19 protein-coding genes are annotated in these 21,783 nt (G+C 53.0%); 10 read left to right on the top strand and 9 right to left on the bottom strand.

Features of this window, described 5'->3' with window-relative positions; translation table 11 throughout:
• Positions 1 to 10: 10 nt before the first annotated feature.
• The 8 genes from AC6I8C_RS04485 to bolA form a co-directional block, all read right to left on the bottom strand.
• Positions 11 to 370, bottom strand: coding sequence for a ComEA family DNA-binding protein (locus tag AC6I8C_RS04485; protein ID WP_497821722.1), 360 nt, complete (start codon positions 368 to 370; stop codon positions 11 to 13).
• Between the two features lie 140 nt (positions 371 to 510).
• A complete protein-coding gene (gene ppiD, locus AC6I8C_RS04480) occupies positions 511 to 2,379 on the bottom strand; it encodes a peptidylprolyl isomerase (RefSeq protein WP_497821721.1) in 1,869 nt (622 codons plus the stop codon).
• 247 nt (positions 2,380 to 2,626) lie between these two features.
• The gene (gene hupB, locus AC6I8C_RS04475; protein WP_033731763.1) at positions 2,627 to 2,899 is read right to left on the bottom strand and encodes a nucleoid-associated protein HU-beta; all 273 of its coding nucleotides are present in this window, start codon (positions 2,897 to 2,899) and stop codon (positions 2,627 to 2,629) included.
• 214 nt (positions 2,900 to 3,113) lie between these two features.
• Complete coding sequence (gene lon / locus AC6I8C_RS04470; RefSeq protein ID WP_003850493.1) at positions 3,114 to 5,468, bottom strand: endopeptidase La; 2,355 nt, start codon at positions 5,466 to 5,468, stop codon at positions 3,114 to 3,116.
• A 186-nt stretch (positions 5,469 to 5,654) separates the two neighbouring features.
• On the bottom strand, positions 5,655 to 6,926 hold the full coding sequence (gene clpX, locus AC6I8C_RS04465; protein WP_003850494.1) for an ATP-dependent protease ATP-binding subunit ClpX: 1,272 nt from the start codon (positions 6,924 to 6,926) through the stop codon (positions 5,655 to 5,657).
• A gap of 135 nt (positions 6,927 to 7,061) precedes the next feature.
• On the bottom strand, positions 7,062 to 7,685 hold the full coding sequence (clpP, locus tag AC6I8C_RS04460) for an ATP-dependent Clp endopeptidase proteolytic subunit ClpP (protein WP_010255410.1): 624 nt from the start codon (positions 7,683 to 7,685) through the stop codon (positions 7,062 to 7,064).
• Positions 7,686 to 8,020: 335 nt separating this feature from the next.
• On the bottom strand, positions 8,021 to 9,325 hold the full coding sequence (gene tig / locus AC6I8C_RS04455) for a trigger factor (protein ID WP_110331458.1): 1,305 nt from the start codon (positions 9,323 to 9,325) through the stop codon (positions 8,021 to 8,023).
• 293 nt (positions 9,326 to 9,618) lie between these two features.
• Positions 9,619 to 9,933 (bottom strand): transcriptional regulator BolA, encoded by a 315-nt coding sequence (bolA, locus tag AC6I8C_RS04450; protein WP_033731761.1) that lies wholly within the window; start codon positions 9,931 to 9,933, stop codon positions 9,619 to 9,621.
• Between the two features lie 285 nt (positions 9,934 to 10,218).
• Between bolA and AC6I8C_RS04445 the strand changes: the two genes are divergently transcribed.
• The 8 genes from AC6I8C_RS04445 to AC6I8C_RS04410 all read left to right on the top strand — a co-directional run bounded on the left by AC6I8C_RS04445 (position 10,219) and on the right by AC6I8C_RS04410 (position 19,046).
• The gene (locus AC6I8C_RS04445; protein WP_150013151.1) at positions 10,219 to 10,797 is read left to right on the top strand and encodes a lipoprotein; all 579 of its coding nucleotides are present in this window, start codon (positions 10,219 to 10,221) and stop codon (positions 10,795 to 10,797) included.
• A 57-nt stretch (positions 10,798 to 10,854) separates the two neighbouring features.
• Positions 10,855 to 12,345: a muropeptide MFS transporter AmpG gene (gene ampG, locus AC6I8C_RS04440; protein WP_497821720.1), complete on the top strand. Its 1,491-nt coding sequence runs from the start codon at positions 10,855 to 10,857 to the stop codon at positions 12,343 to 12,345.
• 443 nt (positions 12,346 to 12,788) lie between these two features.
• The gene (gene cyoA / locus AC6I8C_RS04435) at positions 12,789 to 13,715 is read left to right on the top strand and encodes a cytochrome o ubiquinol oxidase subunit II (protein ID WP_497821719.1); all 927 of its coding nucleotides are present in this window, start codon (positions 12,789 to 12,791) and stop codon (positions 13,713 to 13,715) included.
• Between the two features lie 4 nt (positions 13,716 to 13,719).
• A complete protein-coding gene (gene cyoB / locus AC6I8C_RS04430; RefSeq protein ID WP_013356988.1) occupies positions 13,720 to 15,702 on the top strand; it encodes a cytochrome o ubiquinol oxidase subunit I in 1,983 nt (660 codons plus the stop codon).
• On the top strand, positions 15,702 to 16,319 hold the full coding sequence (locus tag AC6I8C_RS04425; protein WP_009091720.1) for a cytochrome o ubiquinol oxidase subunit III: 618 nt from the start codon (positions 15,702 to 15,704) through the stop codon (positions 16,317 to 16,319). Before cyoB ends, AC6I8C_RS04425 begins: the two co-directional genes overlap by 1 nt.
• On the top strand, positions 16,319 to 16,648 hold the full coding sequence (locus AC6I8C_RS04420) for a cytochrome o ubiquinol oxidase subunit IV (RefSeq protein WP_008924889.1): 330 nt from the start codon (positions 16,319 to 16,321) through the stop codon (positions 16,646 to 16,648). Before AC6I8C_RS04425 ends, AC6I8C_RS04420 begins: the two co-directional genes overlap by 1 nt.
• Before the next feature lie 13 nt (positions 16,649 to 16,661).
• Positions 16,662 to 17,549 carry a heme o synthase gene (gene cyoE, locus AC6I8C_RS04415; protein ID WP_010255394.1) on the top strand — a complete coding sequence of 296 codons (888 nt, stop codon included), beginning with the start codon at positions 16,662 to 16,664 and terminating at the stop codon, positions 17,547 to 17,549.
• A gap of 132 nt (positions 17,550 to 17,681) precedes the next feature.
• Positions 17,682 to 19,046, top strand: a complete 1,365-nt coding sequence (locus tag AC6I8C_RS04410) for an MFS transporter (RefSeq protein ID WP_497821718.1) — start codon at positions 17,682 to 17,684, stop codon at positions 19,044 to 19,046.
• A gap of 593 nt (positions 19,047 to 19,639) precedes the next feature.
• On the opposite strand, the gene AC6I8C_RS04405 is transcribed toward AC6I8C_RS04410, so the two are convergent.
• On the bottom strand, positions 19,640 to 20,131 hold the full coding sequence (locus AC6I8C_RS04405) for a YajQ family cyclic di-GMP-binding protein (protein WP_003852530.1): 492 nt from the start codon (positions 20,129 to 20,131) through the stop codon (positions 19,640 to 19,642).
• A gap of 135 nt (positions 20,132 to 20,266) precedes the next feature.
• Here AC6I8C_RS04405 and panE point away from each other — a divergent pair, with 135 nt between their 5' ends.
• Complete coding sequence (gene panE, locus AC6I8C_RS04400) at positions 20,267 to 21,187, top strand: 2-dehydropantoate 2-reductase (protein WP_497821717.1); 921 nt, start codon at positions 20,267 to 20,269, stop codon at positions 21,185 to 21,187.
• Positions 21,141 to 21,737, top strand: coding sequence for a protein deglycase YajL (gene yajL / locus AC6I8C_RS04395; RefSeq protein WP_497821716.1), 597 nt, complete (start codon positions 21,141 to 21,143; stop codon positions 21,735 to 21,737). The genes panE and yajL overlap by 47 nt, the downstream gene beginning before the upstream one ends.
• The last annotated feature ends 46 nt before the right edge of the window (positions 21,738 to 21,783 follow it).

Raw genomic sequence — 21,783 nt, 5'->3', positions numbered from 1 at the left:
GTGTACTGCCTCACAATTTCAGCCGGGCCGCATTTCGCTCTATCAGCGCGTTACCGATACCCGGTACTTCACTGAGTTGCTGAATCGCGCTAAAGGGTCCGTACTGTTCGCGATAGTTCACAATCGCCTGCGCTTTCTTCAGCCCCACACCATTCATAGCGGCAGAGAGCTGTTCCGCTGTCGCTTCATTGATGCTGACCTGCTCCTGCTTTGGCTGCAGCTGCGCGGCTGTCTCCGGCTTCGGTGCAGGATGTGTGCTCTGCGAGACCGCCGGACTGGCAGGTTCAGGTGCCGCAGAGACGCTGCCGTGACAGAGTACACCGCCCAGTGCGAGTGAGAGATAAAAGGCAACAAGTTTAGATTTAGCCATGCTGTGTTTCTCCTTGTGTGTAAACAGCAGCGACAGATTGGCACTACACCGCACAAGGCTCAAAAGCGGGATTTCAGAAATGGAAAAGGCCGCGAATGCGGCCTTTGATTATTACAGTCGTTGCGTAATTTTTGTGAGGCTTACTGCATTTGTGCGGCAGCGCCGTACTTGATTTTGGCCTCTTTACGCAGATTTTGCAGTAGGGCTTCAAACGTCAGCTGCGCATTATTCTGCGTAACGCCTTTGACCATTTCGTCAATCTGCGCCTGTGGCATGCTGCCGGTTTTCACTTTATCTACCGCCACCAGCACCACATTACCCTGCATATCTTCGCTGACACCCCATGAAGGCTTATTATCAGCAGGCTGAGGCAGGTTAAAGGCGGCCTGTGCCACCGGATCCTGCGCATTGCGATCAACGGTTTTGCTGGCGCTCAGGGTCAGGCCTGCTGCAGTCAGTGCGTCCAGCTTGCCCGCTTTGAGATCGGTCAGCAGTTTATCGGCCTGGGCTTTAGCCTGCTGTGTCGCTTTGTCATGCTTAAGCGTATCCATAATCTGCGCTTTCACCTGCTCCAGCGGTTTTACCGCTTCCGGTTTGTGCTCGCTGATACGCAGTACAAAGGCACGGTCGCCATCGACGGTGATGATATCGGAGTTGTTGCCCGGTGCACCGTTCTGACCGACCAGACCACCGTTAAAGATCACCTGCTTCACCGCATCGAAGTTAAGCGCGTCTGGCAGCGTGTCCTGACTGAACCAGCCGGTCTCTTTCGCTTTCAGACCCGAAGCCTGCTCGGCACCCGCCAGTGACTCATTGTCATTGCTGGCTGCTTCACTGACTTTCTGCTGCAGTTTGTAGAAGGCATCAACGCCCTTCTCCTGCTTCACTTTCGCTGCAACAGCGCTGCGAACCTCATCCAGTGGTTTAACCTGCTCTGGCTGAATATCGTCGAGACGAACCACCAGGAAGCCCACTGACGATTTGATCACGCCTGACATCTGGCCTTTCTCAGTCAGACCCGCATTTTTCAGCTCATCCGGGGTGGTTGACGGTTCGAGCCAGCCCATATCACCGCCCTTACGCGCAGAGATGGGGTCGATTGATTTGGCTTTCGCCACATCTGCGAAGCTGGCGCCACCTTTCAGCTGAGCCAGTACCGCATTGGCATCCGCTTCAGTTTTGGTCTGAATAACGCTGTAGCGATTACGCTGTGGTTGCGAATAGTCTGCTTTATGTTGGTCGTACCAGGCCTGAATATCTGCTTCGCTGGCATCCTGCTGCATGCTGGCGGCATCCATCAGGATGTAGCTGACGCGGAACTGTTCCGGCGCCATAAAGCTGGTTTTATGCTGCTGATAGTACTGACTGATTTCGTCGTCGGTGACGGTTTGTTTCGCCATCAGGGCATTAACGTCCAGCGTCGCCTGACGAATATCACGTTGCTGTGAAACCAGGTCCACCAGTTTGCTGGCTTCGCCTTTCAGCGTGAAATCTGTGTTCGCCACGGCATTGATCAACTGCTGATTGGAGAGTTGCTTGCGCAGCGCTTCAGCATACTGGTCGGCGCTGAAACCCATGTTGCCGATCAGCGCCAGATATTTAGCATTGTCGAATTTGCCGTTGGTCTGGAAAGCCTGCTGATTGAAGATAGCCTGCTTAACCTGATCGTCACTGATGCTGAGATGAAGCTCTTTGATGTAGCTGTCGAGCAGCGCCTGGTCGATTAACTGCGACAGCGCCTGCTGACGCATCTGCTGCATGAAGCCATCATTGCTGGCCAGCTGTGAGAACTGATCACCCAGCATCTGTTGCTGGCGACTGCGTTCGCTGTTAAACGCCTGCTCCAGCTGTCCCCGGCTTATCTCCTGACCGTTAACTTTGGCCGCATAGTCGTTATTGCCGCCAATCAGATAGTTGCCAACGCCTGTCAGCACAAAAGAGACGATAATCAGTCCCAGAATAATCTTGAGCACGACATGGTTCGACGCCGCGCGTAAATTGTCCATCATGGTATGGCAACACTCCGCTGTAGTGTGAATGTAAAGCTCGGTCGCAATTCGCCACTGGCTGGCGACTCACGCAACTGCTGGCTTAGCTGGCAGTCTCAATCCGGTCCAGGTCCATCTTACGGCCCGATTCTCACCGGTTAAAACAAAAAAGGCACATCTCATTGATGTGCCCGTATGTTACATGAGAACGGGTTAATCGTCCTCTAATCCACTGAAGAAAATGCGTCAATGAATCTATTTGTTGTTATTAATTGACAGCGTCTTTCAATGCTTTACCAGCACGGAAACCGGGTACTTTACCCGCCGGGATGGTGATCTCTTTGCCGGTTTGCGGATTGCGGCCGGTACGTGCAGCGCGGTCACGCACAGAGAATGTGCCGAAACCCACCAGAGCCACTTCATCACCCTCTTTCAGCGCATCTGAAACTGAGCCCATAAATGCATCTAAAACACGTCCTGCTGCAGCTTTAGAAATATCAGCATCGGCAGCAATTTTGTCGATCAATTGTGACTTATTCACTCTCTTCATCCCCTCTTTTATTATTTCACATCGTACCGGGCTTCCGGCCGGGTACGAACGCGCAGCAAGTTATATCAAGCCTGTGGAGCCGAAACAACGGAATTTCTCTGAGAACGTCGCCCCGACAGCCACCTAAATTAGCGGCACAAAAAAAAGCTGGCAAGCGCCAATTGCCTTGCCAGCTCCGCTTTTTAACGGTTTATGCCGTTAATCACTATTTTGCTGTTGCGACCTGCATGCCGTAAGGCGCATTTTCCAGTGCCAGATTCAGCACCTCTTCAATGCGTTTCACCGGATGAATCTCCAGATCGGCAATCACGTTCTGTGGGATCTCTTCCAGATCACGCTTGTTGTCGTCCGGGATCAGCACGGTTTTAATGCCACCACGGTGTGCTGCCAGCAGTTTCTCTTTCAGACCGCCAATCGGCAGAACCTGACCACGCAGGGTAATCTCACCGGTCATAGCGACATCCGCACGCACCGGGTTACCGGTCAGACAGGAGACCAGCGCGGTACACATTGCGATACCCGCACTTGGACCATCTTTCGGTGTGGCCCCTTCTGGCACGTGAACGTGAATATCACGTTTTTCGTAGAAGTCACCATTAATGCCCAGCTTCTCGGCACGGGCACGCACCACGGTCAGCGCAGCCTGAATCGACTCCTGCATCACTTCGCCCAGAGAACCGGTGTAAGTGAGCTTGCCTTTACCCGGTACGCACGCAGTTTCGATAGTCAGCAGATCGCCGCCCACTTCCGTCCACGCCAGGCCAGTGACCTGACCCACACGGTTTTCACTGTCAGCACGTCCATAGTCGAAGCGCTGTACGCCCAGGAAGTCCTTGAGGTTTTCACCATTGATGGTGATGTGCTTTTTCGTCTTGTCCATCAGCAGTGATTTCACCGCTTTACGGCACAATTTCGACAGCTCACGCTCAAGGCTACGTACGCCGGCTTCACGGGTGTAGTAACGGATAATGCCGACAATCGCGCTATCTTCAACCGTAATTTCACTGGCTTTCAGGGCGTTGCGTTCAATCTGCTTGGTCAGCAGATGCTGCTTAGCGATATTCAGTTTCTCATCTTCGGTGTAACCCGACAGACGAATCACTTCCATACGGTCCAGCAGCGGTGCCGGGATATTCATTGAGTTCGATGTTGCCACGAACATCACATCAGAGAGGTCGTAGTCGACTTCCAGATAGTGGTCGTTAAACGCAATGTTTTGCTCTGGATCAAGCACTTCCAGCAGCGCTGAAGCCGGGTCGCCGCGCATGTCCGAAGACATTTTGTCGATCTCATCCAGCAGGAACAGCGGGTTTTTAACCCCGACTTTCGCCATTTTCTGGATGAGTTTACCCGGCATGGAGCCGATGTAGGTACGACGATGACCACGGATTTCAGCTTCATCACGCACGCCACCCAGCGCCATACGCACATATTTACGTCCGGTCGCTTTGGCAATCGACTGTCCCAGAGAGGTTTTACCTACCCCTGGCGGTCCGACCAGGCACAGAATCGGCCCTTTGATCTTGCTGACGCGACTCTGAACCGCAAGATACTCAAGAATACGATCCTTCACGCGCTCCAGGCCGTAATGGTCAGTATCCAGGGTCTCCTGCGCTTTACGCAGATCTTTCTTCACTTTGCTGCGCGCGTTCCACGGAACCTGCACCATCCAGTCGATGTAGCCGCGAACCACGGTCGCTTCTGCGGACATCGGGGACATCATTTTCAGCTTCTGCAGCTCAGCTTCTGCTTTTTCACGCGCTTCTTCCGGCATTTTTGCCGCGTCGATTTTGCGTTTTAACGCTTCATACTCGTCAGGCGCATCGTCCATCTCGCCCAGCTCTTTCTGAATTGCCTTCATCTGCTCATTCAGATAGTACTCGCGCTGGCTCTTCTCCATCTGCTTCTTAACACGGTTGCGAATACGCTTCTCAACCTGCAGCAGATCGATTTCAGATTCCATCATCGCCATCAGATATTCCAGACGCTCATTGACGTCGGACATCTCCAGCACAGATTGTTTGTCTGCCAGTTTTAGTGGCATATGTGCTGCAACGGTGTCGGCAAGGCGGGCCGCATCGTCAATATTATTCAGCGAGGTTAAAACCTCAGGTGGGATCTTTTTATTGAGTTTGATGTAACCTTCAAACTGATTGATCGCCGTACGCACCAGCACTTCCTGCTCGCGCTCTTCAATCTCTGGCGAAACCAGATATTCAGCTTGTGCCACAAAATGGTCACCGTTGTCGGCCAGCGTCGTAATATGGGCGCGCTGTAAACCTTCCACCAGGACTTTGACCGTGCCATCCGGCAGTTTCAGCATTTGCAATACTGAGGCAACGGTCCCTACTGAAAAGAGATCGTTAATGCCAGGTTCATCCGTTGAAGCCTCTTTCTGTGCGACCAGCATGATTTTTTTATCATGATCCATTGCGGCTTCAAGGCACCGAATTGATTTTTCCCGGCCAACAAACAACGGAATTACCATGTGCGGATAAACCACCACGTCGCGCAGCGGCAACACGGGGATTTCAATGCGTTCAGAACGCTCAGGATTCATAGAGCTCTCTCTTTGTTTAATGTCCGCCAGGTGATGGGAACCGCATCAGGCAGGTATGCAGTTAAACCCACAGGTATCTGAGTATATGGGGATGATTGTCCGACATTCAACGTCACAGAGGCGAGAAAAGCAAAAGGGGAAACATTTTCCCCTTTTTTAATAGAACAACATGGACGATCTGTTTAATTATTCGCCAGATGCCTGCGCTTCATGCTTGCCGTAGATCAGCATGGGCTCAGACTGACCTTCAATAACTGATTCATCAATCACTACTTTTTCCACGTCATCCATGGAAGGCAGGTCATACATGGTTTCCAGCAGCGCGCCTTCAACAATAGAACGCAGACCACGCGCACCGGTTTTACGTGACATCGCTTTCTTCGCAATGGCGGTTAATGCCTCGTCACGGAACTCCAGCTCAACGCCTTCCAGGTTAAACAGCGCCTGGTACTGTTTTGTCAGGGCGTTTTTCGGCTCACGCAGAATCTGAATCAGTGCTTCTTCGCTCAGCTCGCTCAGCGTTGCGACTACAGGCAGACGGCCGATGAACTCAGGGATCAGACCAAACTTGATCAAATCTTCAGGTTCACACTGTGAAAGCAGTTCGCCTTCGCTGGCTTTCTGCGACTTCCCTTTTACGGTAGCGCCGAAACCAATACCGGATCCGGTCTCCACACGCTGGGAGATCACTTTGTCCAGGCCAGCGAATGCGCCGCCGCAGATAAACAGAATTTTCGAGGTATCAACCTGCAAAAATTCCTGCTGCGGATGCTTACGTCCACCCTGCGGCGGAACAGCAGCCACGGTGCCTTCAATCAGTTTAAGCAGAGCCTGCTGTACACCTTCGCCTGACACATCACGCGTAATCGACGGGTTATCTGACTTACGTGAGATTTTGTCGATTTCATCGATGTAGACGATGCCGCGCTGTGCTTTCTGTACGTCGTAATCACATTTCTGCAGCAGTTTCTGGATGATGTTTTCAACGTCTTCACCCACATAACCGGCTTCAGTCAGCGTGGTGGCGTCAGCCATAGTGAATGGCACATCCAGCAGGCGCGCCAGCGTTTCTGCCAGCAGCGTTTTACCACTACCGGTCGGGCCAATCAGCAGAATGTTACTTTTGCCCAGTTCGATGCCATTGCTGGTATCGCCGTTACGCAGACGCTTGTAGTGGTTGTAAACCGCAACCGCCAGCACTTTCTTCGCTCTTTCCTGACCGATAACATAATCATCGAGGTGATGGCGAATTTCATGTGGGGTTGGCAACGCACTGCGTTCACGATGCGGGGCAACTTCTTTAATCTCTTCGCGAATGATGTCGTTGCACAGGTCAACACACTCATCGCAGATATACACTGACGGCCCGGCAATCAGCTTACGCACTTCATGCTGGCTTTTGCCGCAAAAAGAGCAGTACAGCAACTTTCCTGAACCGTCTTTGCGCTTATCTGTCATCAGTTAACCTCTTCTTGTTCTCAGGCCATACCCGCGTACGGCTCAGGCCGTACAGGGACGGCCGAAATTCATTCAACCCATAATAGTACCGTTGTCCTGTTAACTATAGACCAGGGACAACGGTAAGTCGGGGTCTTATTGGCGATGCGTCAGAATTGAATCGACTAATCCATACTCTACCGCTTCATTTGCAGAGAGGAAACGGTCACGCTCGGTATCACGCTCAATTTCTTCCAGCGTTTTACCGGTGTGCTCAGCCATCAGCTCATTCATACGCTGCTTGACTTTGAGGATTTCGCGCGCATGGATTTCAATGTCTGACGCCTGGCCCTGATAGCCGCCCAGCGGCTGGTGGATCATCACGCGCGAGTTTGGCAGGCAGAAACGCTTGCCTTTAGTGCCCGCTGTCAGCAGGAACGCACCCATTGAACAGGCCTGTCCCATACAGATGGTGCTGACATCCGGTTTGATAAATTTCATGGTGTCGTAAATCGACATACCGGCCGTGATTACACCGCCTGGCGAGTTGATGTAAAGATAGATATCTTTTTCCGGGTTCTCAGCTTCCAGAAACAGCATCTGCGCCACGATCAGATTCGCCATGTGATCTTCAACCTGGCCAGTCAGAAAGATAACGCGCTCTTTCAGCAGACGGGAGTAGATGTCGTAAGAACGCTCACCACGCGAAGTTTGTTCAACCACCATTGGCACCAGCGCATTGTGCGGTGCAGTATATTCACGATCGCCACTGTATGACATTACCGTCTCCTGGATAAATTTCATTGGCAACATTCTGTACCGATTCTACGTAAGACGCGCGGGAAACTCCACGTCGCACCTTTTCCGACACCTTCAGGACGGTTAATCAGCCAGCCTCACTCTTCATTCTGCATACTCCCACTATCTGGGGATGCTGCACGCATGTTTCAAGCATAACAATCTTTTCCCTGTTCGCTAACCCGGAAAAAGCGACGCGTGAATAATTTGCCGATTAATTAAGCAAATAGCGGCGAAGCGTCGCGTTCTGTACGCAAAACACAAAAAAGCCCGCGACTTTTCAGTCACGGGCTTAGCACAGACGGTTAACTGCGTGATCAGGCCTGAGCGGTTTGATTCATCAGTTCCTGGAAGTTGGTCTCTTTCTCGGTCACTTTAGCTTTCGCCAGGACCGCTTCAACCGCTTGCTCTTCCAGCGCGACGTTGCGCATGTTGTTCATCAGCTCGTTATTCTTGCTGTAGAACTCGATAACTTCTTTCGGATCTTCATACGCAGAAGCCATCTCTTCGATCATGGTGTTAACGCGCGCTTCATCAGCTTTCAGCTCGTGGGTACGAATCACTTCGCCCAGCAGCAGACCGACAACAACACGGCGTTTAGCCTGCTCTTCAAACAGTTCGCGTGGCAGTTCCAGCGCCTGCTGTTCGTTGCCGCCGAAACGCTGTGCAGCCTGACGACGCAGAACGTCGATTTCGCTGTCAACCAGCGCAGCTGGCACGTCGATTTCGTTCGCTTCAACCAGGCCGTCGATCGCCTGGGTTTTGATGCGGTTACGGATAGCGCCTTTCAGCTCGCGATCCATGTTCTTACGCACTTCAGTACGCAGACCGGCAACTGAACCATCTTCAACGCCGAAACGTTTGATGAACTCTTCAGTCAGCTCTGGCAGCTCACGCGTTTCAACTTTCTTCAGCACGATTTCGAACTTCGCATCTTTCCCTTTCAGGGTTTCTGCGTGGTAGTCGTCCGGGAATTTCACGTCGATAGTGAACGTTTCGCCCGCTTTGTGACCCACAACGCCTTCTTCAAAGCCTGGGATCATGCGGCCCTGGCCCATGGCCAGAACGAAATCAGTGGCTTTGCCACCTTCGAACTCTTCACCGTCAACAGAACCGTTGAAATCGATAGTGGCACGATCTTCCGGGCCTGCAGCTGCGTCGCTTTCGATCCAGTTGGCCTGCTGCTTGCGCAGGGTATCCAGCATGGTATCAACGTCAGCATCAGTCACTTCAACAACAGGTTTTTCAACTTCGATGTTTTCCAGGCCTTTCAGCTCAACTTCCGGATAAACTTCGAATTCAACCGCGTAGGTGAAATCCTGACCTTCTTTGTATTCGCCTGGCACGTAGTTTGGTGCGCCAGCCGGATTAATTTTTTCTTTGATGATGGCGTCAACAAAGTTGCGCGTCATCAGCTCGCCCAGCACGTCCTGACGGACAGAAGCGCCGTAACGCTGCGCCACGATGTTCATCGGCACTTTGCCTTTACGGAAACCATCAATGCGAACTTTCCTGGCAACGTCAACCAGTTCTTTTTTTACTGCGCTTTCGATGCTGTCAGCTGCAACAGTAATCGTAATGCGACGGCCCAGGCCCTGAGTGGTCTCTACAGAAACTTGCATCTTGTTACCTCAAAAAATCACGTGCTCGGTCAACTTCAGACACCACACATCGTGAAATGCGCCGTATCCAACAACCGGGACGGCTTCCGTGAAGAGAACCTGATCCCTGTTACCAGAAGCGTCCCGAAGACATTCCGGAAAAATAGACGCAGCATTATAGCGGCATCGCTGGAATGAGTCGAGGACGCTAACTCACCACTTTTCAGCAGGTTTGCTGCTTTTTTGAGCCAGGGATCGCGTTTTTCGCTAAATCACATAAAAAACGGCCAGCAGGCCGTTTCAGAGAAGGGAGATCAGGCGAGACTTCCGGCACCACGACAGTTAGGCGAAGCCAGAACGGTATCCTGCAACCCTTCCCACTCTTTCAGGGTGTAAGTATGCAGGGCTAAGGCATGGACACTGCCCGCTAATTCAGCCGCCAGTTCGCTGTAAATCAGACGATGACGCGCCAGAAAGCGCTGGCCTGCAAAGCAGTCGCTGACAATAACCACTTTGAAGTGACTTTCCGATCCGGCAGGCACGTTGTGCCGGTAACTTTCGTCATGCACTTCCAGATGAGCTGGCTGAAACGCCACACGCAGCTTTTCTTCTATTTGTTCGCGGATCATGGCTATTACTCCTCAATGGCGAGCGCGGTGCCCCATCTCATTCAATCTTAGTCGCTTTTAGTGCGCTTACCCGTCGGCGGACGCTAAATATTGCATTTTATGTCAGCCCGCTTCCGGCAGGCATCATAACGCAGTCGAAACCATCAGCAAACCAGCCTGTCAGAGAAGAGGCTTAAAACGGTTTCAGAGACAATTTCACCCGTAACAGGGCTTTTTTCACTGCCGGGCAATGCTATGATGGCCGCAGTTTTTGCAAACCAACCCCTGACACCAACGAGAAAAAGTATGTTGAAAAAACTGTTATTCCCACTGTTGGCTGCGTTCATTTTAGCCGGCTGTGCAACCAGCAATAATACCCTCACTATCCAGCCTAAAATTCAGTTACCTCAGCAGGATCCAGGCCTGATGGGCGTGACCGTAAGCATCAATGGTGCCGACCAGCGTAAAGATCAGGCGCTGGCAAAAGTCAACCGTGATGGTCAGTTAGTGACCCTGACGCCTTCGCGCGATCTCCGTTTCCTGCTGCAGGAAGTGCTGGAGAAGCAGATGACCGCGCGTGGTTATATGATTGGTCCTGATGGCGCGGTCGATCTGCAGATTGTGGTTAACAATCTCTACGCTGACGTGACGCAGGGCAATGTGCGCTACAGCATTACCACTAAAGCGGACATCTCTATCATCGCGACCGCGAAAAACGGCAACAAGCAGGTTAAAAACTACCGCCAGACTTACAGCGTAGAAGGCGCGTTCAACGCCAGTAACCAGAAGATTACTGACGCGGTGAATGCCACCATGAGCGATGTGATCGCGGATATGGCACAGGACACCAGCGTTAACGACTTCATCAAGCAGAACGCCCGTTAATACCGTCTCACCTCAGCCCTGCCTCGTGCAGGGCTTTTTGTTATATGCAGGATGCGCATGAATCACTATCTTCGCCTCTTCAGCCAGAAAAACGCCGCCGTACTGCTGCTCCTTGGTTTTGCTTCCGGACTGCCGCTGGCACTGACTTCGGGCACGTTGCAGGCGTGGATGACGGTGGAAAATGTCGATCTGAAAACCATCGGCTTCTTTTCGCTGGTCGGCCAGGCCTATGTCTTTAAGTTTCTCTGGTCACCGATGATGGACCGCTATACACCGCCGTTTCTCGGCCGGCGTCGCGGCTGGTTACTGCTCAGTCAGTTGGCGCTGGTGGGCGGGATTGTCGCGATGGGATTTCTGCAGCCAGGACGCGATCTGACCCTGATGGCGGCGCTGGCAGTACTGATCGCTTTCTGCTCCGCCTCACAGGACATCGTTTTTGACGCCTGGAAAACCGATATTCTGCCACCTGAAGAGCGCGGCAGCGGCGCAGCCATTACCGTGCTGGGCTATCGGCTGGCGATGCTGATTTCAGGCGGGCTGGCACTGTGGCTGGCTGACCGCTATCTGGGCTGGCAGGCGACCTACTGGCTGATGGCGCTGATGATGGTGCCAGGCATTATTGCCACGCTGATGGCGAGCGAGCCGGACACGCGCATTTCCACCCCGCATTCACTGCGACAGGCAGTTGTCGACCCGCTGAAAGATTTCTTTCAGCGCAACAACGCCTGGCTGCTCATTACGCTGATTATTCTCTACAAGCTGGGCGATGCCTTTGCCGCCTCGCTGACGACCACTTTTCTGATCCGCGGCGTCGGGTTCAATGCCGGTGACGTCGGCCTGGTCAACAAGACGCTGGGTCTGCTGGCGACCATTATAGGCGCGCTTTATGGCGGCATACTGATGCAGCGCCTGAGTCTGTTCCGGGCGCTGCTGATTTTCGGCGTGCTGCAGGCGATGTCAAACTTTGGTTACTGGCTGCTGGCGGTGACCGACAAACAGTTGTGGAGCATGGCCAGCGCAGTCTTTGTCGAAAACCTCTGCGGCGGCATGGGCACTGCGGCCTTTGTCGCGTTGTTAATGACGCTGTGTAATAAATCGTTCTCAGCCACCCAGTTTGCCCTGTTATCTGCGCTCTCCGCAGTGGGCCGGGTCTATGTCGGCCCCGCAGCGGGCTGGCTGGTAGAACTCTGGGGCTGGCCAACTTTTTATGCTTTCACGGTGATCGCGGGTGTGCCGGGCCTGATGCTGCTGGCTTTTTGCCGCCAGACGCTTAATCAGGTCGAGCAGAGTGGCAATTTCCTCACACGAAGCTACTATCCTCATGGCTATCGCTGGACTAATCGTCTGTTTGCAGCCGGCTGTGGCGTGCTGGCTCTCTGGCTGGTCGCGCTGGCACTGAATGCACTGGGGCTGACTGCACTGGCACCGCTACTGACCCGCCTGTTTGAGCTGGGCATGAGCCTCTCTCTGCTGGCGGTGCTTGCCGGGGTGTTGCTGGATTACAGTGCGCTGAAGAGAACGCCGGTTTTGCCCGCGTCAGATGCTTAAGTGAAATCGATAGGTTAACGGGCTGCGGCTTATTTTGTGACGTCCGGATAAGTCGCCGTCATTTATCATCGCGTGTTATTTTTAAAAATAAGAATAGATCCTGAGGAGGCGTGGCGGAAATACTAAAAACCGGTTAGCAATTACTTTAGTTAAATTTCATCGCGAAAATGATGCAGACTTGTTAAATATTTGGGAGTTAAAAGTAAGGGTTATTCCTTTCCCTGATTTTTTTACGGTTACTTCCATCGGTTTTTGTTATATTGATGCCAACTGCTTGTCTGCGTTAATTATTTGTCACCTGGCGCAACATCTGTGACACCCTTAGCAAAAGGTGTCAACACGTATCTGACACATCCTTAAGCTGGTTTACACTGCATAAACCTTCCCGTAAAATGCGCGCACACTTAAACGACAATAGAGCCCTTTGTCATTGAGGTCGTTAAATGAGACTCAGTAAATACAATAAAAGTTTGGGGATTTTGTCATTAATTGCAGGCACTTTATTAATGAGTGGCTGCGATAGTGCATTGTTAAATCCCAAAGGACAGATTGCACTGGAGCAACGTTCGCTGATACTGACTGCCTTTGGCCTGATGTTGATCGTCGTGATTCCCGCAGTCCTGATGGCCGTGGTGTTTGCCTGGAAGTATCGGGCGTCCAACACGAATGCGAAGTACAGCCCTAACTGGTCACACTCTAACAAGGTTGAAGCCGTGGTCTGGACCATTCCGATCCTGATCATTCTCTTCCTCAGCGTACTGACCTGGAAATCAACCCACGCACTGGAGCCCAGCAAACCGCTGCAATCTGATGTGAAACCGGTTGAGATCGATGTGGTTGCACTGGACTGGAAATGGTTGTTCATTTACCCGGAACAGGGTATTGCGACCGTGAACCAGATTGCCTTCCCGGCAAATACTCCGGTGAACTTTAAAATCACCTCTAACTCCGTCATGAACTCTTTCTTCATTCCAACACTCGGCAGCCAGATTTATGCGATGGCGGGTATGCAGACCAAACTGCATCTGATTGCGAATGAACCAGGCACTTTCGACGGTATCTCTGCGAACTTCAGTGGTCGCGGTTTCTCTGGCATGAAGTTTAAAGCCATTGCAACCAAAGACGATGCGGAATTCCAGCAGTGGGTGGCTAAAGTCAAAGCAGCCCCTAACAAGCTGACCACCATGGAAGATTTCGAGAAAGTGGCTGTGCCAAGCGAAAATCATCCGGTGGAATATTTCTCTTCAGCTGATCCGAAATTGTTTATGCAGGTTATGGACAAGTTCAGGATGAGCCACGGGAAAATGGACATGCCACAGCATGAAGGTATGGACATGAGTCACGCCGCTTCCGCGGGAGCCGAGGAATAATACGATGTTAGGAAAATTAACACTTGATGCAGTGCCGTATCATGAGCCGATTATCATGGTTACGGTTGCCGCTATCCTGATAGGTGGTGCTGCGCTGGTCGCTGCGCTTACCTATTTTGGTAAGTGGAAATATCTGTGGTCTGAATGGCTGACGTCAGTTGACCACAAACGCCTGGGTATCATGTATATCATCATGGCGTTCGTCATGCTGATTCGTGGCTTCGCAGATGCCATTATGATGCGTACTCAGCAGGTGATGGCTTCGGCCGGTGAAGCGGGCATTCTGCCACCGCACCACTACGACCAGATCTTTACCGCGCACGGCGTGATTATGATCTTCTTCGTGGCGATGCCTTTCGTGGTTGGCCTGATGAACATCGCCGTTCCGTTGCAGATTGGTGCACGTGACGTTGCGTTCCCGTTCCTGAACAACCTGAGCTTCTGGTTTACTGCGGTCGGTGTGATCCTGGTTAACCTGTCTCTGGGTGTGGGCGAGTTCGCACAAACCGGCTGGCTGGCTTATCCGCCGCTCTCCGGCGCGGAGTACAGTCCCGGCGTCGGGGTCGATTACTGGATCTGGAGCCTTCAGCTCTCAGGTATTGGTACGACCTTAACCGGTATTAACTTCTTCGTGACCATCCTGAAGATGCGCGCACCGGGCATGAGCCTGTTCAAAATGCCGGTCTTTACCTGGACCGCGCTGTGCACCAACGTCCTGATCATCGCTGCGTTCCCGGTTCTGACCGTGACCCTGGCGTTGTTGACCCTTGATCGTTATCTCGGCTTCCATTTCTTCACCAATGAAATGGGCGGGAACATGATGATGTACGTCAACCTGATCTGGGTCTGGGGCCATCCGGAAGTGTATATCCTGGTACTGCCGGTGTTTGGTGTGTTCGCAGAAATTACCGCGACCTTCTCCAAAAAACGTCTGTTTGGTTATACCTCACTGGTATGGGCGACCATCGCCATTACCGTGCTGTCGTTCATCGTCTGGTTGCACCACTTCTTCACCATGGGTGCAGGTGCCAACGTTAACGCCTTCTTCGGTATCATGACGATGATCATCGCGATTCCGACCGGAGTTAAAATCTTTAACTGGCTGTTCACCATGTATCAGGGCCGCATTCAGATGCACTCTGCCATGCTGTGGACCGTTGGCTTCCTGGTAACCTTCTCTGTAGGGGGTATGACCGGCGTACTGCTGGCCGTTCCGGGCGCTGACTTTATTCTGCACAACAGCCTGTTCCTGATTGCACACTTCCATAACGTTATCATCGGTGGTGTAGTCTTCGGTTGTATGGCGGGCGTGACCTACTGGTTCCCGAAAGCATTCGGCTTCACCCTGAACGAAACCTGGGGTAAGCGCGCATTCTGGTTCTGGATCATTGGCTTCTTCGTTGCCTTTATGCCGCTGTACGCACTGGGCTTCATGGGTATGACCCGTCGTCTGAGCCAGGATATCGATCCACAGTTCCACCCTCTGCTGGTGGTTGCTGCGGTCGGTGCAGGTCTGATTGCACTGGGTATCCTGTGTCAGCTGACCATGTTCTACGTCTCGGTACGTGACCGCGACCAGAACCGTGATGTGACAGGTGACCCGTGGGGCGGTCGTACGCTGGAGTGGGCAACCTCTTCACCACCTCCGTTCTATAACTTTGCTGTGATCCCACATGTCCATGAGCGTGATGCGTTCTGGGAAATGAAAGAGAAAGGCGAAGCGTACAAACAGCCGGCATCGTATGAAGAAATTCATATGCCGAAAAACAGTGGTGCGGCAATCGTCATCTGCGCATTCGCTACTGTGATGGGCTTCGCGCTGATCTGGCATATCTGGTGGATGGCGGGTCTTTCATTCCTCGGCATGATCGTTACCTGGATCGTGAAGAGCTTCGACGAAGACGTGGATTACTACGTTCCGGTTGCCGAAGTTCAGAAGATTGAGAACCAGCATTTTGACGAAATCAGCAAAGCAGGTCTGAAATAATGTCAACTGAAACTCTGATTAAACATCACCACGACGCCCATGCGGAGCATGGGCATCACGATGCAGGAGCCAACAAAGTCTTTGGCTTCTGGATCTACCTGATGAGTGACTGCATTATCTTCGCAACCCTGTTTGCGACCTATGCCGTCATGGTCAACAACACTGCCGGTGGCCCGGCAGGTAAAGATATCTTTGAGCTGCCGTTTGTTCTGGTAGAAACCGCCCTGCTGTTGTTGAGTTCGATCACTTACGGCATGGCTGTTATCTCCATGAACAAGGAGCAAAAAGGTGCCGTTATCGGCTGGCTGGCGCTGACCTTCCTGTTCGGTCTGGGTTTCATCGGGATGGAAATCTATGAATTCCATCACCTGATTGCTGAAGGCTTTGGTCCGGATCGCAGTGGCTTCCTATCTGGCTTCTTTACGCTGGTCGGTACCCACGGTCTGCACGTGACCTCTGGCCTGATCTGGATGCTGGTTCTGATGTTCCAGATTTCCAAACGTGGCCTGAACGCGACTAACCGCACCCGTATCATGTGTCTGAGCCTGTTCTGGCACTTCCTGGACGTGGTCTGGATTTGCGTCTTCACCGTTGTTTACCTGATGGGAGCCATGTAATGAGTCATTCTGTTAACGAACATGGCGCTTCACACGGTAGCGTGAAGTCCTACATGATCGGCTTCATCCTCTCTATCATCCTGACGGCGATCCCGTTCTGGATGGTGATGGATGGCAGTGCATCTCACGGTACTATCCTCGGTGTTGTTCTGGTGTGTGCGGTCATTCAGGTGCTGGTTCACCTGGTGTACTTCCTGCACTTAGACAGCAAATCTGAGGGTGGCTGGAACATGGTAGCCATTGTTTTCTCGGCCATCATCATCCTGATTGTCGTAGTAGGCTCACTGTGGATCATGTGGAACCTCAACTACAACATGATGCCTCACTAAAGAGTCACGCGTAATGTTTAAGCAATACCTGCAAGTTACAAAACCAGGAATTATTTTCGGGAATTTAATTTCTGTGATCGGCGGATTTCTGTTGGCCTCCAAAGGCAACACGGATTACGCCCTGTTTCTCATCACCCTGGTGGGCGTGTCACTGGTGGTTGCATCAGGTTGTGTTTTCAACAACGTGATTGACCGCGACATCGACATCAAGATGGAGAGAACCAGGAATCGGGTGCTGGTAAAAGGCCTTATCTCCGCGAAAGTAAGCCTGGTTTATGCCACTGTGCTGGGTATTGCTGGCTTTGCGTTGCTCTACTTCGGTGCTAATCCGCTGGCCATGTGGCTGGCGGTGATGGGCTTCGTGGTGTACGTGGGCATCTACAGCCTGTACATGAAGCGTAATTCCGTTTACGGAACGCTGATTGGCAGCCTGTCGGGTGCTGCGCCGCCGGTTATCGGCTACTGCGCCGTCTCTAACCAGTTTGATGCTGGCGCGTTGATCCTTCTGGCTATCTTTAGCCTGTGGCAGATGCCGCATTCGTACGCGATTGCTATCTTCCGCTTTAAAGATTACCAGGCAGCGAACATCCCGGTTCTGCCGGTGGTGAAAGGCATTTCCGTGGCGAAGAATCATATTACGCTCTATATCCTGGCGTTTATGATTGCCACGCTGATGCTGACGCTGGGCGGTTACGCGGGCTACAAATATCTGGTGGTGGCCGCTGCGGTCAGCGTCTGGTGGCTGGGCATGGCGTTATCGGGTTACAAAACCGCAGATGATCGTGTCTGGGCGCGTAAGCTGTTTGTCTTCTCTATCGTAACCATCACCGCGTTGAGCGTGATGATGTCGGTAGATTCGATGGCTCCGGCTTCGAAGGACCTGCTGACATACGTCTGGTAACCGGCACCGATACAGCATGAAAAGGGCGCGATTTTCGCGCCCTTTCTTTTTGTTACCACTGCTTAAAAACTATTGTTTTACCCGCCCTGCCCCGCCCCCTAGAATAAATGCAGCACATTAACAGAGGTTGGAATGAACGATAATAAAATGACTCCGGTGGAGCTGCGCGCCACATGGGGCCTCGGTACGGTCTTTTCCCTGCGTATGCTTGGGATGTTTATGGTCCTGCCGGTACTGACCACTTATGGCATGGCATTACAGGGCGCGAGTGAAACCTTAATTGGTCTGGCGATTGGCATCTATGGCCTTGCTCAGGCGATATTTCAGATTCCTTTTGGTCTGCTCTCTGATCGCATCGGCCGCAAGCCGTTGATCGTTGGCGGACTGCTGCTGTTTGTTCTGGGCAGCGTTATCGCAGCCTGCACCGACTCCATCTGGGGCATTATTCTGGGCCGCGCATTACAAGGCTCGGGCGCGATTGCGGCTGCGGTGATGGCCCTGTTATCCGACTTAACTCGTGAGCAGAATCGTACCAAAGCGATGGCCTTTATCGGCATCAGTTTTGGCGTGACCTTCGCGATTGCAATGGTGGTCGGTCCGGTTGTGACTCATGCATTGGGTCTGCATGCGCTGTTCTGGATGATTGCGATTCTGGCGTCGCTGGGAATCGTGATCACTCTTCTCGTGGTGCCATCGGCTTCACATCATGTCCTGAACCGTGAATCGGGCATGGTGAAAGGTAGCTTCCGCAAAGTGATGGCTAACCCGCGTCTGGTGAAGCTCAACATTGGTATTTTCTGTCTGCACGTTCTGCTGATGTCGAGCTTTGTTGCTTTGCCTGGGCAGTTTGAACAGGCTGGTTTCCCGGCCCCCGAGCACTGGAAAGTCTATCTCTCTACCATGCTAATCGCCTTTGCGGGCGTGGTGCCGTTCATCATCTATGCCGAAGTGAAGCGCCGTATGAAGCGCGTCTTTGTTGGCTGCGTCGGGATGATTGTGATTGCGGAGATCGTGCTGTGGGGTGCAGAAGGCCACTTCTGGACGCTGGTAGTGGGTGTTCAGCTCTTCTTCTTTGCCTTTAATCTGATGGAGGCCATTCTGCCTTCGCTGATCAGTAAAGAGTCACCCGCAGGTTACAAAGGTACGGCAATGGGAATCTACTCCACCAGCCAGTTCCTGGGCGTGGCCGTTGGCGGCAGCATGGGTGGCTGGGTGTTTGGTCATTTCGATGCGCAGACCGTGTTCCTGGTGGGTGCGATGGTGGCAGCAGCCTGGCTGTTTGTCAGCATGACGATGCAGGAGCCGCCTTATGTCAGCAGCCTGCGCATCGTGCTGAGTGATGCTGCACTGGCTGTGCCGAATCTGGAGCAGCGACTGAAGGCGCAGAAAGGCGTTAACTCCGTATTTATCGTGCAGGAAGAGAAAAGCGCGTATATCAAAATCGATAGCAAGGTTACCAGCCGCCCTGAGCTGGAAGCGCTGCTGGGGAGTTGCTGATAAAAAGTGGGATTGCCGTGGTAGCGTTGAGATCGAGCTGGCTCAGGGAACACGGTCAGATCGGAAAGTCGCAAAAGCCGCCATCCATGGCACGCTCGGCCCGCGCCGTCCTGGCGCGGGACGCTTTCCTCCTCTGACCCTGTTCCCTGCGCCCCTGAGCTTTTGAGTCGCTGCCAGGTTCACCCGCATTTAAGTTTCTGAATAAATATCAACCCGCGCAATCCTTCTTACAGACCACTAACCAGCCTAAAGCGATGGGAGCCTGTGCCTGTAGCAAAGCATAGCGGGCCAGGGACAAAAACGCTGGGAGCGTTTTTGAACAACGCAGAGCGTTGGCCCGGCAACGGGCGCACCTCAGGGATGAGGTGCGTAATCGCCCGCGCTGAGCCCGCATGGATGGCGCTGTTGCGTCTTTGCGTAAGGCACAGGCTCCCTGAGCCAGAACGCGCACTCGCAGACGACCTTACTCACAGCCAGCTCCAGACGCTAAATACTTTTCAAAGCAATTGCCCCGATTCAACAACAAAAAACCCGGCCTAAGCCGGGTCTCTTGTTATTGCATTCAGACTGAAAATAAACTCAATCTTTCTCACTTAATCGCGGAAGTTCTTAAACTGGAACGGCTGGCCCAGATTGCTGCCGCGCACGATTGCCATCGCACCCTGTAAATCGTCACGCGCTTTACCGGTCACCCGCAACGCTTCACCCTGAATCTGAGTCTGCACTTTCAGCTTGCTGTCTTTAATCAGCTTCACCAGCTTCTTCGCCACGTCGCTCTCAATGCCTTTCTTCAGTTTGGCATCGACCGCCCAGCTTTTGCCGCTGTGCTCGATCTCTTCCGGCACCTCTAAGGCTCCGCCTTCAATCCCGCGCTTCAGCAACTTCTCACGCAAAATGTCGACCAGCTGCTTAACCTGGAAATCAGACTCGCTGGTGATCTTGATGGTTTCATTCTTTTCGTTGAGCTCGAACTCGGCGCTCACGTTGCGGAAATCGAAGCGGGTAGACACTTCACGGTTAGCATTCTCCACCGCATTGCGAATTTCCTGCAGATCGACTTCTGAAACGATATCGAAAGATGGCATCTCTTCTTCTCCTGACGCTAAAGTGACATGCATAATACGCGTCTTAAGGTTCTAAATAAAATCAGGCTGCACACAACGCTATAATGTAGGTGTGACAGTAAATAACAGATGGATAGCCCGCCAGCGGGAGGCAGCATGAAAATTACCGTGTTAGGTTGCGGTGCATTGGGTCAGGTCTGGCTGACAGCGCTTGCCCGCCAGGGACATGAAGTACAGGGATGGCTGCGCGTGCCGCAGCCTTACTGCTCAGCCAATGTAATTGATCCACAGGGCAACATCTCGAATCGCACGTTTATCGCCAACGATCCGCTGTTCCTGGCGGAAAGCCAGCTGCTGCTGGTCACACTCAAAGCGCCACAGGTCTCACCCGCCGTGAAGAATCTGGAAAGTGTGCTGCCAGAAAACTGCCCGGTGCTGCTGCTGCACAACGGTATGGGTACGCTGGAGGAACTCAAAGGGCTGACTCAACCACTCCTGCGTGGCGTCACCACGCATGCGGCGATGCGTGATGGCACCGTTATCAAGCACATCGCGAGTGGCATCACCCACATAGGTCCCGGTAACCGCAAAAGCGCCGCTTACAGTGACCTCGCCGACATCCTGCACCCTGCCCTGCCCGACGTTGCCTGGCATGACAACATCCGGGCGGCATGCTGGCGCAAACTGGCCGTCAACTGCGTCATCAACCCGCTCAGCGTAGAGTATGAGTGCCAGAACGGCGCACTGCGCGCGTATCCGGAGCAAATTGCGCAACTGTGCGAAGAGATCAGCTGGGTTATGGAGCGTGAAGGCCAGAACGTTGCCAGCGACAGCCTGCAGGACATCATCTTCGACGTGATCGAAAGCACGGCGGCCAATACTTCTTCGATGCTGCAGGACGTGCGCGCCCAGCGGCTCACCGAAATCGACTATATCAGCGGCTTTCTGCTGCGCCGCGCCCGGACGCACGGCCTGGTGCTGACGGAGAACACCCGTCTGTATGACATTGTAAAACGCAAGGAGTCCCATTATGACCGCGAACGCATCAGTGCTGGTTTGCCTGGCACATGGCAGTGAAGAAATCGAAGCTGTCACCACCATCGACCTGCTGGTTCGGGCCGGGCTGAAAGTTGTTACCGCCAGCGTCGAAAGCGATGGCAGCCGGGAGATTGTCTGCTCACGCGGTGTTCGTCTGCTGGCTGACGTCACGCTGGTCGAAGTCGCCGATAACGATTTCGCCGCCATCGTCCTGCCCGGTGGCCTGAAAGGAGCTGAGACCTTCCGTGACAGTCCGCTGCTGGTCGAAACGGTGCGTCAGTTTCACCTCAATGAGAAGATTGTCGCCGCGATATGCGCAGCCGCAGGCACGGTACTGATCCCTCACGATCTCTTCCCGGTCGGTAACATGACCGGCTTTCCTGGCCTGAAAGAGACGATTCCGGAGGAAAAGTGGATGGAGCGACGTGTCGTCTGGGATCCCCGCGTTAATCTGCTGACCAGCCAGGGACCTGGCACGGCAATGGATTTTGCGCTGAAGCTGATCGATCTGCTGGTGGGAAAAGAGATGGCGCGTGAGGTCGCTGCACAGCTGGTGCTGGCTCCCGGCATTTATGACTATCAGGCGTAAAGACTCAGGCTTAAAGCGAGAGAGCCAGTCAGACCTTAACAGGCAC

Source organism: Pantoea sp. X-Soil-YNGN-844 (assembly GCF_059730595.1).
This window is presented reverse-complemented; position numbering and strand designations above follow the sequence as displayed.

What these genes read in the sequence shown, in the direction of transcription:
- AC6I8C_RS04485 (WP_497821722.1), bottom strand. Translation starts at nt 370, where the DNA reads ATGGCTAAATCTAAACTTGTTGCCTTTTATCTCTCACTCGCACTGGGC.
- ppiD (WP_497821721.1), bottom strand. Translation starts at nt 2,379, where the DNA reads ATGATGGACAATTTACGCGCGGCGTCGAACCATGTCGTGCTCAAGATT.
- lon (WP_003850493.1), bottom strand. Translation starts at nt 5,468, where the DNA reads ATGAATCCTGAGCGTTCTGAACGCATTGAAATCCCCGTGTTGCCGCTG.
- clpX (WP_003850494.1), bottom strand. Translation starts at nt 6,926, where the DNA reads ATGACAGATAAGCGCAAAGACGGTTCAGGAAAGTTGCTGTACTGCTCT.
- clpP (WP_010255410.1), bottom strand. Translation starts at nt 7,685, where the DNA reads ATGTCATACAGTGGCGATCGTGAATATACTGCACCGCACAATGCGCTG.
- tig (WP_110331458.1), bottom strand. Translation starts at nt 9,325, where the DNA reads ATGCAAGTTTCTGTAGAGACCACTCAGGGCCTGGGCCGTCGCATTACG.
- bolA (WP_033731761.1), bottom strand. Translation starts at nt 9,933, where the DNA reads ATGATCCGCGAACAAATAGAAGAAAAGCTGCGTGTGGCGTTTCAGCCA.
- AC6I8C_RS04445 (WP_150013151.1), top strand. Translation starts at nt 10,219, where the DNA reads ATGTTGAAAAAACTGTTATTCCCACTGTTGGCTGCGTTCATTTTAGCC.
- ampG (WP_497821720.1), top strand. Translation starts at nt 10,855, where the DNA reads ATGAATCACTATCTTCGCCTCTTCAGCCAGAAAAACGCCGCCGTACTG.
- cyoA (WP_497821719.1), top strand. Translation starts at nt 12,789, where the DNA reads ATGAGACTCAGTAAATACAATAAAAGTTTGGGGATTTTGTCATTAATT.
- cyoB (WP_013356988.1), top strand. Translation starts at nt 13,720, where the DNA reads ATGTTAGGAAAATTAACACTTGATGCAGTGCCGTATCATGAGCCGATT.
- AC6I8C_RS04425 (WP_009091720.1), top strand. Translation starts at nt 15,702, where the DNA reads ATGTCAACTGAAACTCTGATTAAACATCACCACGACGCCCATGCGGAG.
- AC6I8C_RS04420 (WP_008924889.1), top strand. Translation starts at nt 16,319, where the DNA reads ATGAGTCATTCTGTTAACGAACATGGCGCTTCACACGGTAGCGTGAAG.
- cyoE (WP_010255394.1), top strand. Translation starts at nt 16,662, where the DNA reads ATGTTTAAGCAATACCTGCAAGTTACAAAACCAGGAATTATTTTCGGG.
- AC6I8C_RS04410 (WP_497821718.1), top strand. Translation starts at nt 17,682, where the DNA reads ATGAACGATAATAAAATGACTCCGGTGGAGCTGCGCGCCACATGGGGC.
- AC6I8C_RS04405 (WP_003852530.1), bottom strand. Translation starts at nt 20,131, where the DNA reads ATGCCATCTTTCGATATCGTTTCAGAAGTCGATCTGCAGGAAATTCGC.
- panE (WP_497821717.1), top strand. Translation starts at nt 20,267, where the DNA reads ATGAAAATTACCGTGTTAGGTTGCGGTGCATTGGGTCAGGTCTGGCTG.
- yajL (WP_497821716.1), top strand. Translation starts at nt 21,141, where the DNA reads ATGACCGCGAACGCATCAGTGCTGGTTTGCCTGGCACATGGCAGTGAA.